At 64.8% G+C, this 13886-nt stretch carries 12 protein-coding genes; 11 read left to right on the forward strand and 1 reads right to left on the reverse strand.

Annotated elements, in window-relative coordinates; translation table 11 throughout:
* Positions 1–7: 7 nt before the first annotated feature.
* From AC1DXN_RS28895 to AC1DXN_RS28920, 6 genes are all read left to right on the forward strand, one after another.
* Complete coding sequence (locus tag AC1DXN_RS28895; protein ID WP_477277915.1) at positions 8–1096, forward strand: Gfo/Idh/MocA family protein; 1089 nt, start codon at positions 8–10, stop codon at positions 1094–1096.
* A 35-nt stretch (positions 1097–1131) separates the two neighbouring features.
* Positions 1132–2046: a sugar phosphate isomerase/epimerase family protein gene (locus AC1DXN_RS28900; RefSeq protein ID WP_477244080.1), complete on the forward strand. Its 915-nt coding sequence runs from the start codon at positions 1132–1134 to the stop codon at positions 2044–2046.
* Between the two features lie 69 nt (positions 2047–2115).
* Positions 2116–3297 (forward strand): aldose 1-epimerase family protein, encoded by a 1182-nt coding sequence (locus AC1DXN_RS28905; RefSeq protein ID WP_477277917.1) that lies wholly within the window; start codon positions 2116–2118, stop codon positions 3295–3297.
* A 46-nt stretch (positions 3298–3343) separates the two neighbouring features.
* Complete coding sequence (locus tag AC1DXN_RS28910) at positions 3344–4429, forward strand: fatty acid desaturase family protein (RefSeq protein WP_477277919.1); 1086 nt, start codon at positions 3344–3346, stop codon at positions 4427–4429.
* Between the two features lie 26 nt (positions 4430–4455).
* Positions 4456–4770, forward strand: coding sequence for a MocE family 2Fe-2S type ferredoxin (locus tag AC1DXN_RS28915; protein ID WP_477277921.1), 315 nt, complete (start codon positions 4456–4458; stop codon positions 4768–4770).
* 38 nt (positions 4771–4808) lie between these two features.
* The gene (locus AC1DXN_RS28920) at positions 4809–5612 is read left to right on the forward strand and encodes a 3-methyl-2-oxobutanoate hydroxymethyltransferase (protein WP_477277923.1); all 804 of its coding nucleotides are present in this window, start codon (positions 4809–4811) and stop codon (positions 5610–5612) included.
* Positions 5613–5906: 294 nt separating this feature from the next.
* On the opposite strand, the gene AC1DXN_RS28925 is transcribed toward AC1DXN_RS28920, so the two are convergent.
* The gene (locus AC1DXN_RS28925; RefSeq protein WP_477277925.1) at positions 5907–7025 is read right to left on the reverse strand and encodes an NAD(P)/FAD-dependent oxidoreductase; all 1119 of its coding nucleotides are present in this window, start codon (positions 7023–7025) and stop codon (positions 5907–5909) included.
* Positions 7026–7141: 116 nt separating this feature from the next.
* On the opposite strand from AC1DXN_RS28925, the gene AC1DXN_RS28930 reads away from it, so the two are divergent.
* The 5 genes from AC1DXN_RS28930 to AC1DXN_RS28950 all read left to right on the forward strand — a co-directional run bounded on the left by AC1DXN_RS28930 (position 7142) and on the right by AC1DXN_RS28950 (position 13870).
* Complete coding sequence (locus tag AC1DXN_RS28930; protein WP_477277927.1) at positions 7142–8047, forward strand: LysR substrate-binding domain-containing protein; 906 nt, start codon at positions 7142–7144, stop codon at positions 8045–8047.
* A 91-nt stretch (positions 8048–8138) separates the two neighbouring features.
* Positions 8139–10217 carry a hydantoinase/oxoprolinase family protein gene (locus AC1DXN_RS28935; RefSeq protein ID WP_477277929.1) on the forward strand — a complete coding sequence of 693 codons (2079 nt, stop codon included), beginning with the start codon at positions 8139–8141 and terminating at the stop codon, positions 10215–10217.
* A 4-nt stretch (positions 10218–10221) separates the two neighbouring features.
* A complete protein-coding gene (locus tag AC1DXN_RS28940; RefSeq protein WP_477277931.1) occupies positions 10222–12207 on the forward strand; it encodes a hydantoinase B/oxoprolinase family protein in 1986 nt (661 codons plus the stop codon).
* Entirely contained in the window at positions 12204–12506 is a 303-nt protein-coding gene (locus AC1DXN_RS28945) for a (2Fe-2S)-binding protein (RefSeq protein WP_477277933.1), read from the forward strand. The genes AC1DXN_RS28940 and AC1DXN_RS28945 overlap by 4 nt, the downstream gene beginning before the upstream one ends.
* Before the next feature lie 8 nt (positions 12507–12514).
* Positions 12515–13870: an FAD/NAD(P)-dependent oxidoreductase gene (locus AC1DXN_RS28950; RefSeq protein ID WP_477277969.1), complete on the forward strand. Its 1356-nt coding sequence runs from the start codon at positions 12515–12517 to the stop codon at positions 13868–13870.
* The last annotated feature ends 16 nt before the right edge of the window (positions 13871–13886 follow it).

The raw sequence follows: 13886 nt of genomic DNA on the forward strand, positions 1-13886 counted from the left end.
GGACCAGATGGCAAACAAGGGCTTTGAGCCGGACGTGAAGGTCCGCACGAAGGAATACAGGATCGGCTGCGTCGGCGCCGGCATGATCATGGCCGAATGCCATCTGGCTGCCTATCACGAAGCGGGTTTTCCCGTGGTGGCGATTGCCTCGCGCACCAAAGCCAGTGCCGAAAAGGTCGCAAAGCGATGGAGCATCCCGACCGTCCACGACACGCCTGAACAGCTGATCGAGGATCAAAACGTCGAGATCATCGACCTTGCCTTTCCGCCGGACCAGCAGCCGGCACTGATCCGCCATGCGCTGAAGCAGAAGCACATCAAGGCGATCCTGGCGCAGAAACCACTGGCGCTTTCGCTCGAGGATGCGATCGAGCTGCGCGACGCGGCCGCCAAGGCCGGCAAAATCCTCTCGGTCAACCAGAACATGCGCTACGACCAGTCGATGCGTGTGCTGAAGCAGATCATGGACAGCGGCGCGCTGGGCGACATCGTCTTCGCGCAGATGGACATGCACGCCATCCCGCACTGGCAGACTTTTCTCGAGGATTATGACCGGCTGACGCTCGCCAATATGAGCGTGCACCATCTCGACGTTTTGCGTTTTCTGTTCGGCGATCCCGACGAGATCACGACGCTGACGCGCAAGGACCCGCGCACGAAATTCGACCATTCCGACGGCATCACCGTGTCGACGCTGCGCTTCCCGTCCGGCGTGCTCGCCGTGTCGCTGGAGGATGTCTGGTCCGGCCCTCGCCAGGACGGCTACAAGGACGACCAGCACATCAACTGGCGCGTCGACGGCACCAAGGGTGTCGCCAAGGGCACGATTGGCTGGCCGACGGGCTCGGCCTCGACGCTGACCTACGCCTCGACCGAGACCACCGACGGCAAATGGGTGACGCCGAGCTGGGACACGATGTGGTTCCCGCACGCCTTTATCGGCGTCATGGAACAGCTGCAGCACGCGGTGAAGACCGGCACGCCGCCGGCGCTCTCGGTCGCCGACAACGTCAAGACCATGGCGCTGGTCGAAGCCGGCTACCGCTCGATCGACAAGGGTCGCACGGTCAAGCTTTCGGAAATCTCGACAAACTGAATCAACTGAATCGCTTACAGGGAGGACTTCACGCCATGATGCAATCTGGAATTTTCACAGGGTATTTCCCCTACGGGCTCGAAGAGACGGCGAAGAAAATTCGCGGCCACGGCTTCAACACCGTACAGCTCGACCTGCATTTCAAGGATATCGACCTGTCGGCCGGCCAGATCACCAAGGACAAGGCCAAGAAGGTGCGCGATACGTTTCGTGGCTACGACCTGCCGATCTGCTGCATCTCGGGCTACACCAATGTCATTCATCCCGACCTCGCGCACCGCAAGGCGAATGTGGATCGGCTGAAGGAAATCATCCGCAACGCCCGCCAGCTCGGCAGTGCTTACGTGATCTCGGAGACCGGCACCTACAACACCGAGAGCGAGTGGATGAGCGATCCCAAGAACAAGTCCGAAGAGGGCTTCGAGATGTGCCGCAAGGTGATCGCCGAGCTGGCGCAGGAGGCCTACGATCACGGCTCGATGTTCCTGCTCGAAACCTACGTCAACAATGTCGTCGGCTCGGTCGAGGAAACGGTGCGCATGTTCGCGCAGGTCGACCATCCCGGTCTCGGCCTGCTGATGGACCCGACCAACTATTTCGAAAGCCACAACATCGACCAGATGGACAAGGTGCTGAACCAGGTGTTCGACACGCTGGCCGACAAGGTCAAGATTGCGCACGCCAAGGATGTCGCGCGCGCCGGCGACGACAAAAGCGAGAAGCACGCCGATATCGGCGATGATGACGCGCTCGCCTCGCATACGTTCCGCGGGGTCGGCGAGATGGTGCTGAACGCACCGGGCACCGGTTCGCTCAACTACGATCTCTAYCTSCAGCGCCTGGCGCAGAAGAACCCGAACATTCCTGTCATCATCGAGCATCTCTCGGAAGACGATGTGCCGCGCGCCAAGAAATTCCTCGACGACAAGTTCCGCGCCAACGGCCTTTGACACCAACTCCTTGCGTCGCCGCTTTGCGGCGGCGCATCGCCACAGGGAAGTGAGAGAAGCGGCCGGCAGATGGTAGAGCTTTACGGCAAGACACTTTCGCGCCGACAAGTCAGCGAACGTTCGGGCATGCTTTCGCAATTTGCCGGCGTGCGGCTGATGACGCTCGGCGACGGCGTCGAGCGCGGCATCCGCATGCTCGAATTCCGCACCGGCTCCGGCCTGCGCTTCACCGCGCTGGTCGACCGGGCGCTCGATATCGCCGACTGCGACTTCAGGGGCCAGGCGATCGGCTGGCATTCGCCGAGCGGCTTCCGCCATCCCGGCCTGCACGACTATGAAGGCGAGCAAGGCCTTGCCTGGGCGCGTTCGTTTTCCGGTCTGCTTTTGACCTGCGGTCTCGACCATATTCTCGGCCGCGATGAAGTGCCGGCCGACACCTACAACTACCCCGGCAAGAAGAGCGTGATCCATTCGCTGCATGGCCGCATCGGCACCATCCCGGCGCGGCTGACCGGCTATGGCGAGGCCTGGGACGGCGACCGTTGCGTGCTGTGGGCCGAGGCGATGGTCCAGCAGTCGACGGTGTTCGGCGAGGATCTGCACCTGTTGCGCCGCATCGAGGCCGATGTCGGCGGCAACGAGATCCGGCTTTCAGACCGCGTCGTCAATCACGGCTTCAACCGCACGCCGCATATGTATTTCTATCACATCAATGTCAGCCATCCCTTGCTCGACGAGGGGTCGCGCTATCTGGCGCCGATCAAGGATGTCGTCTGGGCCGGACATGCCGGCGAGCGCTATGAGGCGCAGAAAGTCGGCTACCGCACGATGCCGGCGCCGCAGCTGGGGTTCAGCGAGCAGGTCTGGCAGCATGAAATGGCGGCCAATGCCGCCGGGGAGGTGCCGGTGGCGGTGGTCAACGACCGGCTCGGCCTCGGCTTCGAAGTGGTGACGCGCAAGGACCAGTTGCCGTGCGTCTATCAATGGCAGAATTTCCAGGCCGGCCAGTATGCACTGGGCATCGAACCCTCGACGCATCATGTGCTCGGCAATCTGGCGGCGCGCGAACGCGGCGAGATGATCTGGCTGGAGCATGGCGAAAGCCGCTCCTACGATGCGGTGTTTCGCGTGCTCGACGGCACTGATGAGATCATCGCTGCCGAGCGCCGGATCGCTGGCATCGCGCAGCAGCCGCGCGAGGAATACCCGAGGCCGTCGGGCAATTTCCCAAAATTGGCGGGCCGGGCATGACCGGGTTGCAAAACGTCGGCTGGCGGGCCGGAAATCGGAGGTCGATGTGACGGAGAACAAGCGCGATTACAGCCTGGTCGGCGAAAGCACACGGCGGGCGATCGAGACCGGGCTGGCTTCGGCCGAATGGTATCACACCGATGTCTCGCGCAAGGCGATGAAGGAGCTGATGCAGCGCTCGGACGGCCCGGCGATCCGCGACACCATCATCTGGATCGTTGCCATCTTGGGTTCCGCCGCCGGTGGCATCTGGTTCTGGGGCAGCTGGTGGTGCGTACCCTTCTTCTTCGTCTATGGCCTGCTCTACGGCTCCTCCAGCGACTCGCGCTGGCACGAATGCGGTCATGGCACCGCGTTCAGGACGCGCTGGATGAACGATGCGATCTATCAGATCGCCAGCTTCATGGTGGTGCGCAATCCGGTGACCTGGCGCTGGAGCCATGCCCGCCACCACACCGACACGATCATCGTCGGCCGCGATGCCGAGATCGCGGTGATGCGGCCGCCGGACCTGCTGCGCGCCGCCCTTGCCTTCACCGGCATTCTCGATTTCCGCTATTCGCTGCCGACCCTGGTGCGAAACGCCCTCGGCAACATCTCGCCCGACGAGAAGAGCTACATCCCCGAGATGGAGCAGCCCAAGGTCATCACCGCCGCACGCTGGCATGTTGCCATCTACGTCGCGACCATCGCGCTGGCGCTCTATATGTGGTCGTTCCTGCCGCTGATGATCATCGGCCTGCCGCGCCTCTACGGCAGCTGGCACATGGTGCTGACCGGCCTGCTGCAGCATATCGGCCTCGCCGACAATGTCGTCGACCATCGGCTCAACACCCGCACCGTCTACATGAACCCGATCAGCCGCTTCATCTACTGGAACATGAACTACCATGTGGAGCATCACATGTTCCCGATGGTGCCCTATCATGCGCTGCCCCGGCTGCATGAGTTGATCAAGCACGATCTGCCGGAGCCCAACCCGTCGATGTGGCATGCCTATCGCGAGGTCTGGCCGGTGATGCTCAAGCAGCTCAAATACGAGGACTATTTCCTCAAGCGCGAATTGCCGGCGACGGCGCGACCCTATCGGGGCGAATTCCACGAGTTGAATATGTCGGCAGCGGCGGAATAGGCTTGCGGCCTCAGCAGGAGACAAAAATGGCTGACTGGGTTGAAGCGTGCGCCGTCGACGCTGTCGACGAAGAGGATGTCATCCGCTTCGACCATGGCGGGCGCAGCTTCGCGATCTATCGCTCGCCCGATGACGAATTCTTTGCCACCGACGGATTTTGCACGCATGAGAACACGCATCTTGCCGACGGGCTGGTCATGGACGACATCATCGAATGCCCCAAGCACAACGGCCGCTTCAACTACAAGACAGGCGCCGCCAAGGGCGCGCCTGTCTGCGTCAATCTCAGGACCTATGCAGTCAAGGTCGAGGCTGGCAAAGTGATGATCGACATCAGCTGACCGGCCTGCCGTAGCCGCAACACGAGGAAGCAAAATCGATGAGCCGGAAAAGACCGACTGTGGCGGATTTGCGCGCCATGAAGGGCAAGCGCCAGTTGACCATGCTGCGCGTGATGACGATGGACGAGGCCGAGGCCGCCGAGCGGGCAGGGGTCGACATCGTTTCGGTGCCGCCGGAACTGGTGCTTAATCCGCAGTATCGCGATGCGGCGCCCAGCCTGTTCACCATGCCGGGCGAAAATTTCTATGAGATCGGCACCGCTGACGATTTCATCCGCTGGGCGTTCCGGGTCTACAAGGCGAGTGCCGACGCGGTCTATTGCAGCGCCGGCTTTGCCACCGTCAAGCGGCTGGCCGATGACGCCATACCGGTAATCGGCCATGTCGGCCTCATTCCTTCGCGCGCGACCTGGACGGGCGGCTTCAAGGCGGTCGGCAAGACCGCCGATACCGCTATGCAGATCTTCGAGGCGGTGAAGCAGTATGAGGCCGCCGGCGCCATCGGCGCCGAGATCGAGGTGGTTCCGGTCGAGGTGGCGAAAGCGATCTCGGAGCGGACGTCGCTGATCATGCTGTCGATGGGGGCGGGCAGCGGCTGCGACGCGCAATATCTGTTCGCCGACGACATTCTTGGCCAGAACCGTGGTCACATGCCTCGTCACTCCAAGGTCTATCGCAATTTCGCCGCCGAATATGATCGCTTGCAGGCGGAGCGCATCGCCGCGTTCTCCGAATATGTCGCAGACGTCAACAGCCTCGCCTATCCCGAAGACAGGCACGTCGTGCATATGGACCCGCAGCAGCTTCGCGTGTTCCTGAACAAGGTCGATGGCGTGGCTTGAAATATGCGCAGTTGGAACGTCGCGCCAATGGTGCAAATCGGCGGGTCAGAAAGGACCGAACGGGAGACGCGAACTACGGCGAGAGCACTTCCGCGTTGCGGGCGGCGGTATTTGACGCCTTGATGGCCAACCGTGTGCACCTGACAGTACTCTCTTTGTCACGATGAGGCGGCTCAGTCGGGAAGAGTTCCTGCCTCCCGTTGGAAGGCACTCGCAGCGAGTGTGTGAGAGTGGCTAGGACCGAGCTCCGACGCCACGCCCAAATCTCGCTACGCCTCCGTTTTTTCTGCTCGTTCAGGCTGCGCTGGCGAAGCGATCGACCCTGAAGTCGTCGAGCGGCGTTTCGCAACGGTCGGTCGTGATGAGTTCGGCCATGGCGTCGCCCACGCCCGGACCAAGCTGGAAGCCGTGTCCGCTGAAGCCGAAGGCGTAGAACAGGCCAGGCGTCGTCGCCGAGCGCCCCATGACCGGCAGCATGTCCCTGACATATCCCTCGCAACCGGACCAGGTGCGGATGACCGTAGCCTGGGCGATCGCCGGCAGCAGTCGCGCTACGGCGCGCAGCTGCGTCGGCAGGCGCATTGGGTCGGCGGCCGCGTGGCCTGGATCGAGGTCCACCGGCACCCTTTCGGCCGCGCCGCCGAAGACGATGTTGCCGCGCTCGACCTGGCGCAGATAGGCGCCATAGTCCTTGTCGCGCGTCCAGATGCCGACCACTGGCAGGATCCGATGCGGCAGCGGCTCGGTCACGCCCATCTGCGGGCCATAGGCGTCGAGCGGGACCTCTTCGCCGAACTGCGCTGCGATGCGCGCGCCCCAGGCTCCGGCGGTGTTGAGCAGACAGCCGGCGGCGAATTTACCTTTCGAGCTGGCGACAAGGAAACCGGAGCCCGTGTGAGTGATCGTCTCGACCTCCGCTCTTTCGATGATCTCCGCGCCCAGCTTGCGGGCTGCCTCGGCAAAGGCAGGCGCGATCAGCCGCGGATTGCCGCTGCCATCTTGCGGAGAGAACGACGCCGCGATCGCTTCGGGGCCGAGGCCGGGAAAGCGGGCACGAATCTCGCGTGGACCGAGTTCCTCCAGTTCAAGCCCCTCGGGGCGCGCCGCCTTGGCGTAGGCCCGCATGTCGGCGAGGCTATCTTCATCGAAGATCAGCCGGATATGGCCGGTAGCGCGGAATTCCACGTCGCGGCCAAGCATCTTCTCGGCCTCGCCCCACAGCCTGAGCGAGCGGTGGGCCAGCGGAAGCTGGGAGAGATGGCGTCCGGTGCGCCGGATGTTGCCAAAGGAAGCGACGGTTGCTCCGGTGCCGATCCGGTTGCGCTCGATAAGCGTCACGCGCGCGCCGCGCCTGGCGAGGAAATAGGCCGAAGCCGTCCCCATCAGGCCGCCGCCCAGCACGATCACATCCATAGTCGTTCCTTAGCGTAGAGCAGCTGATCCTTGGATGTATCCATCTTGTCGGTGCCCCGGCATTGCGTCAAAGATGGGTTTGGACAGAAGCCATAAGCTTTACCTATGGAGTGGCCATGCGGGCCCGGCAGCTCGAAGTGTTCATCGCCGTCATGCGCGCGGGCACCGTGACCGCTGCGGCGCGGATGCTGAACATCTCCCAGCCCGCTTTGAGCCAGATACTGCTCCACGCCGAGGACGAACTCGGCTTCACCCTGTTCGAGCGGGTGAAGGGTCGGTTACGACCGACCCCGGAGGCGCTCGAGATCTTCCCTGATGCCGAGAGGTTGTCGGCGGGGCTGGAGGGCCTGCGCCGCAAGACCACCGACCTGCGTCTGGGCCGGACCGGGCTGGTGCGGGTCGCGGCTTCACCGCCGCCGGCCATGGCTATCTTGCCGCGTGCGTTCACCGAATTCCGGGTCCAGCATCCCAACATAATGTTGCGTGCTCATAGCGCGCCGATCTCCGCCATCATCGACATGCTGCGCGCCGGTGATGCCAGCCTCGGCGTGGCCATGGACGACCGCCTGCCTCCCGATGTCGAGGCGGAAGTGATCGGCAGCGTCGGCTTCTCATGCCTGCTGCCCGCAGGGCATGCTTTGGTCGGGAAAACCGCGCTGACGCTCGCCGATCTCGCCGGCGAGGAGTTGATATCCTATCGTGGCAACACCCGTCCCGCCGACGAACTGGCCCATGCGGCCCGCGCACAGGGCGTGGTGCTTTCGCCGTCGCTCGAGATCGACGTATCCATCTCCGCCGTCGGCTTCGTCCAGGCTGGCTTGGGCATCGCGCTGGTCGATGCGCTGTTGCCGTGGCACCAGTTTGCCGGGCTTGCCGTCAGGCCGCTCGCCGCGGGGCCGGAATTTCCGATCGCGCTGCTGACCTCGCGCACACGGCCTCTTTCGCGGGCCGATGAGATGATGCGCGACGAAATCCGCGCCGCCTGTTCCGCCGTCCTGGATGAGCATCGCGCGAACGCATAAGCAAGACTTATATCCTTGCTCATCATACGTCTTGGACCCGCACCATCCAGTCATGCCAGTTTTGCCTTTGGCAGACAGGAAGGGACGCATCATGGACAGTGCCATCGCGGCGGATGCGGCGAAAAGCGGGGCCGACTGGAAGGTCGGCGTCGATATTGGCGGGACATTCATCGATTTCTGCGCGCTTGAAGCCCGTTCCGGACGGGTCGCCTCGCTGAAAGTGCTGACGACGCCGGAAGATCCGGGTGCCGAACTGATGACCGGCCTCACCCTTCTGGCCGAACGCGAAGGTTTTGATCCTACGCTCATGACGCGCTTCGTGCACGGCACCACCGTCGGCATCAACACGATCATCCAGCGCAAGGGCGCGCCGCTGGCGCTGTTCACCAATGCGGGCTTCGAGGACGTGATCGAACTCGCACGGCTGCGCATGCCGGACATGTATTCGCTGTTCTGCTCGCGCCCGGACCCGCTGATCTCTCGCGACATGGTGTTCGGCATTCCGGTTCGCATGCGTGCCGATGGAAGCGAATCCAAGGCACCGGACATGGCGGCGGTGGCCAGGGCGGTGGCGGCAGCGAAAGCGAATGGGGCGCTGGGGATCATCGTCTCCTTCCTCCATTCATGGCGCAATGCCGCGCAGGAGGCCGCCGTCAAGGCGACGATCGCGCGTCTCGCGCCAGACCTCTTCGTCTTCTCCTCGGCTGAGGTGTGGCCGGTCATCCGCGAATACGAGCGCAGCTCGACCGCCATTCTCAACGGCTATGTCCATCCGCGCGTCTCGGGCTACCTGACGGCGCTGGAAGAGCGGCTGAAGGACCGCGGCGTGCCGGCCCGCCCGATGCTGACGAAGTCGAACGGTGGGCTGATGAACGCTGCCGAAGGCAAGCGTGCCTGCGTGAACATGCTCTTGTCGGGAACGGCCTCCGGCGTCATCGGCGCCTCGTGGCTGGCGCGTCAGGCAGGCGAAGACAAGATTCTTACTCTCGACATTGGCGGCACCTCGGCCGACTTCGCGCTCATCATCGGCGGCGAGGCGCAATTCGGAACCGGTGAACTGATCGGCGAATTTCCACTGCATATCCCTTCCGTGTCGGTGAGCTCGATCGGCGTCGGCGGCGGCTCGATCGCCAGTGTCGACGCGCAAGGGGTGCTGCGCGTCGGACCGGAGTCGGCAGGTTCGACGCCAGGACCGGCATGCTACGGCCGGGGTGGCGAGCGGGCGACGGTGACGGACGCCATGGTGGCATGCGGATGGCTTGGCCACAGCGAGATGGCCTACGGCCAGCTCAGGATCGATACCGGACTGGCGCATCGCGCGGTCGGCGATCTTGCCGCCCGGCTCGGCCGCCCGATCGAGCAGACCGCGCAGGCGATCCTCGACATCGCGGTGTCGGAAATGTTCGTCGAGGTCGAGAAACTCGCCTCGCGCACCGGCGTCGACTTGCGCGATTTCACGCTGATGCCCTTCGGCGGCGGCGGCCCCATGCTCGGCGCCTTCCTTGCCCGCGAACTCGGGATGAGGCGCGTCATTGCGCCCCGCCGCCCTGGCGTGGTGTCAGCGCTGGGCGGGCTGGTGGCTGATCTGCGCGGAGACTTCATTCGCACCATCTTCAGCCCCCTGTCGGGCACGTCGCTCCCCGGAATTCGCGAGACTTTCGAGGCTCTCGCGCAAGAGGGGCGCGACTGGCTTGCGGAGCAAGGTCATGACGGGGAGGCGGAGCTCAACCTCTCCTGCGACATGCGCTATGTCGGACAAAGTTATGAAATCGAGGTCGCCCTTCAGCCGGAATGGCTGACCGACGGGAATGCGGCCGCCATCGCACAGGCCTTCCACCTCACCCATCAGCAGCTCTACGATTTCCACGATCCGAACGGCGAGATAGAACTTGTGAATGTCCGGCTATCCGCCGTAGGCGCGGGGCCGAAGCTCTCCTTCCCGGAGATCGACGAGATCGGCGGCTCGGCCATCCCGGCGCGTCGGCTCCCGGTCTACACCGGCCTGAGCGTCCAGACCGTCGACCTCTACGAGCGGCAGGCCCTCGTGTCCGGCAGCACGTTCCACGGTCCTGCCGTGGTCGTGCAGGAAGACACCACCTTCGCCATTCCCGCGGGAGCACAGGCAAGGGTCGACCGTCACCTCAACCTTTTGCTGACCTTCCCGGAGTAAAGCCATGTTTGACCGGACAAACCTTCAGGTTCTGGCGAACCACGCCCGCGCGGCCGCCGAGAACATGGCCCATACGCTGCACCGCACCGCGCACTCCGCCTTCGTCAAGGAGACGCAGGATTTTACGGTGATGCTGATGGACCGTTCAGGCGCGACCTTCGCCGTGCCGATGGAACTCGGCGCCACCTGGTATCCGGGGCTTTCATATCACCGCGCGATCGCGATGGTCGACGACTACAGGCCGGGGGACGTTGCGTTCACCAACGATCCCTATTCCGGCCACGTCGCCACGCACGCGCCCGACACGCATCTGTGGAAGCCGGTCTTCGTCGACGGCGAGACCGTCGCCTGGACCGGAGGGCACATCCATAACACCGACATGGGTGGCGCGGTGCCAGCTTCGCTCAGCCGGGCGCTGACCGAAATCCATCAGGAAGGCATCCGCTTTCCGCCCATGAAGCTGGTGAACGAGGGCGTCTTCGATGAAACGATCCTGCGGATCATGAGCACCAATGTGCGCAAGCCCGACCTCAACATCGGCGACATCAAGGCGCTGGTCGGCGCGCTCAACACCGGTGAACGTAAGATCCAGGCGATGGTGCGGAAGTTCGGCAAGGCCGGCTTCATCGAGGGCGTTTCCGCGCTTCTCGACCATGCCGAGGCGCAGGCGCGCGACGTGCTGCGCGCCATGCCCGACGGCACATGGCAGTTCGCCGATTATGCCGACGAGGATTCGGTCGAGGCCAATCCCTGCAGGCTGAAGCTGACGCTGACGATCAAAGGCGACGAGGCGGTGCTCGACTTCACCGGCTCCGATCCGCAGCTCGGCTCCTCGCTCAACGTACCTTCAGGCGGCGACCCGCGACACACCATGCTGCTGGTGGGCGTCTATTACGTGCTTTACACACTCAACCCGAAGCTCCTGCTCAATACGGGCCTCACCAGGCCGTTCACCTGCATTACGCCCGAAGGTTCGGTGCTCAATCCGGTCCATCCCGCCGCGGTGGGCATGCGCTCGCTCACCTGCGCCCGGCTGCGGTCGGTCATCTTCGGGGCCTTCTCGCAAGCCGTGCCGGAGCGCCTGCCCGCAGCACCTGCCGGCAACAACTGCATCGTCAACGTCATGACCACGGACGAGCGAACCAGCAAAACTGTCATCACGGCGGTGAATCCCGTGGTGGGCGGCGGTGGCGCGATGCCGCATCGCGACGGAACCAACGGGTCGGGCGCCGATGCCGCCTATCTCAAGAACACGCCGATCGAGATCACCGAGACCGAGACCCCGGTCGAGTTCGTGAAATACGGGCTCGCCAGGGACAGCGGCGGTGCAGGGCGCTGGCGCGGCGGCCTGGCGACCGAGATGGCCTTCCGTGTCTTCGCCCCCGACTCCAGGATCACGGCGCGCAACCGCGATCGCAGCTTCTTTCGTCCGTGGGGCGTGCTGGGCGGCAAGGCGGCCGGCCTATCGGACATGGTCGTCAATCCAGGAACCGAGCACGAGCGGCGGCTGGGCAACATCGACACGGCGGTGCTGCAGCCTGGGGACGTGCTCGATATCCGCTCCGCCGGAGGCGGCGGGCGCGGCGATCCGCATAAGCGCGAGCCCTGGCGCGTCGCGCAGGACGTGCGGCGTGGCTATGCCTCGCCAACGGCTGCCGAGCGCGACTATGGGGTCGTCATCCGCGACGGCGAGGTCGACGTGCAGGCGACGGAGAGACTGCGCGCGCGGCAGGGGCCAGCCGCCGGCCATTTTCATTTCGGTCCGGAGCGCGATGGCTACGAAGCGCAGTGGACGCCGGCCGCCTATGACCTGCTGACCGCCATACTGCGGGACTTGCCGATCCACTGGCGGTTTTTCGCCAAGACGGAGATCTTCCGTCGCATGAAGGGGCGCTCGGGACCGGAAGGCGTCCAGGCGGCGTTCGATGCGGTCTGCGAACGGTTCCCCGAATTGCCCCGTCCTCGCACCGTGCGAGAGGCAGCGGAATGATCACGGCCGGCCGCATCGTCCGGCTGGCCGAGCGCGACCGGGCGCAGTTGCATTTCTTTCTCGACGGGCAGATGCGTAGTGCACTGGCGGGCGACACCGTGCTGACCGCGATGCTGGCGTCTGGGCACGCGTTGCGAAAGTCCGAGTTCGGACCCGAGCCGCGCGCCGGCTTCTGCCTGATGGGAGCCTGCCAGGATTGCTGGGTATGGCAGGACGAGGGACCGCGCCTGCGGGCGTGCTCGACACTTGTCAGCGAAGGCATGCGGTTGCGCACGATGCCACCGGAGAGCTGGCCGTGAGCGGGACCATGCCGCCGCGGATCGTGATCGTGGGCGCCGGCCCGGCTGGCATTAGGGCCGCCGCGACGCTGGTGGAGGCCGGGCTCCACCCGGTGGTGATCGACGAAGGGCAGCGCGCAGGCGGACAGATCTATCGCCGCCCGCCCACCGGGTTCAGCCGCACCGCGAAGCAGCTCTACGGGTCGGAGGCGGCGAAGGCGGATGCGCTGCATGCGCTCTTCGACCGGCTGGCGGCAGAGGGTCGCCTCACCCATTGCGCGGCGAGCTCGGTCATCGCAATGCAGGAGGGGCGGCTGCACGTGCTGGGGGAGGACGGCGTGCAGATGATCTTCTATGACCGCCTGATCCTTGCCACCGGCGCGTCCGACCGCGTCGCTCCGGTGCCGGGCTGGCAGAGCGCCGGCGTCTACAGCCTTGGCGCAGCGCAGATCGCGCTGAAGGCGCAGGGCGTGGCGCTTGGGCGGCGCATCGTGCTGTTCGGATCGGGGCCTTTGCTGACGCTGGTCGGCGCCCAACTCGTCAAGGCTGGAGCGGATGTGGCGGCGGTGCTGGACACTTCTCCCTGGGATCAGCAGATGCGGGGGCTCTGGCAGCTTGCCGCCCGCCCGTTCGTCGCACTGCGTGGTCTGGCCCTGCGGGCGAGGCTCGGCAGCCGCTACCACGCGGGCGTGACGCTCGAACGGATCGAGGCCGACGAACAAGGTGTCACCGCGATGCGCTGGCGCGACGCGGGCGGAAGGCAGCGTCTCACCCTGTGCGACATGATTGGCATGGGCTGGCACCTGCGGGCGGAGACGCATCTGGCCGACCTCGCGGGATGCGCCTTCACCTATGACGAACAGTGGCGGCAATGGCTGCCAAAGACCGACCAGATGGGTCGTGCCGGCAACGGCGTCCATCTTGCGGGCGATGGGGTACGTCTTCTTGGCGCGGACGGCGCTGAGATCGCTGGGCGTCTCGCTGCGGCGGCATGCCTTGCCGATCTCGGACATCCGTCGCCCTCCGCCGGCGCCGATCTGCGCAAGCTCGCGCGGCTCGAGCGCTTTGCCCGCGGCCTGGCTCGGGCCTTTCCCTGGCCGGCAGCGATGGCGCGGGCACTCCCCGACGACACGATCGTCTGCCGCTGCGAGAACGTGAGTGCCGGAGACATACGAGAGAGCGTGATTTTCGGTGGCGGCGAAGCCAACAGGGTGAAGTCGCTGTCGCGAGTCGGCATGGGGCGCTGCCAGGGGCGCTATTGCCAGTTGGCTGCCGTCGAGCTCGTTGCGGCGCAAGCCGGCTGCATGCCCGACGCCGTCGGCCGGTTTCGCGGGCAGGCGCCTGTCCGGCCGTCGCCTATCGGCGCTTTTCTCCGGAACGGCTGATGCAGTTCCGGAGGCC

The organism is Mesorhizobium sp. P2_H9 (assembly GCF_056403215.1).

Excerpts from the sequence above, each read along its gene's own strand:
- AC1DXN_RS28895 (WP_477277915.1), top strand. The coding sequence starts at position 8 with ATGGCAAACAAGGGCTTTGAGCCGGACGTGAAGGTCCGCACGAAGGAA.
- AC1DXN_RS28905 (WP_477277917.1), top strand. The coding sequence starts at position 2,116 with ATGGTAGAGCTTTACGGCAAGACACTTTCGCGCCGACAAGTCAGCGAA.
- AC1DXN_RS28915 (WP_477277921.1), top strand. The coding sequence starts at position 4,456 with ATGGCTGACTGGGTTGAAGCGTGCGCCGTCGACGCTGTCGACGAAGAG.
- AC1DXN_RS28920 (WP_477277923.1), top strand. The coding sequence starts at position 4,809 with ATGAGCCGGAAAAGACCGACTGTGGCGGATTTGCGCGCCATGAAGGGC.
- AC1DXN_RS28925 (WP_477277925.1), bottom strand. The coding sequence starts at position 7,025 with ATGGATGTGATCGTGCTGGGCGGCGGCCTGATGGGGACGGCTTCGGCC.
- AC1DXN_RS28930 (WP_477277927.1), top strand. The coding sequence starts at position 7,142 with ATGCGGGCCCGGCAGCTCGAAGTGTTCATCGCCGTCATGCGCGCGGGC.
- AC1DXN_RS28935 (WP_477277929.1), top strand. The coding sequence starts at position 8,139 with ATGGACAGTGCCATCGCGGCGGATGCGGCGAAAAGCGGGGCCGACTGG.
- AC1DXN_RS28940 (WP_477277931.1), top strand. The coding sequence starts at position 10,222 with ATGTTTGACCGGACAAACCTTCAGGTTCTGGCGAACCACGCCCGCGCG.
- AC1DXN_RS28945 (WP_477277933.1), top strand. The coding sequence starts at position 12,204 with ATGATCACGGCCGGCCGCATCGTCCGGCTGGCCGAGCGCGACCGGGCG.
- AC1DXN_RS28950 (WP_477277969.1), top strand. The coding sequence starts at position 12,515 with ATGCCGCCGCGGATCGTGATCGTGGGCGCCGGCCCGGCTGGCATTAGG.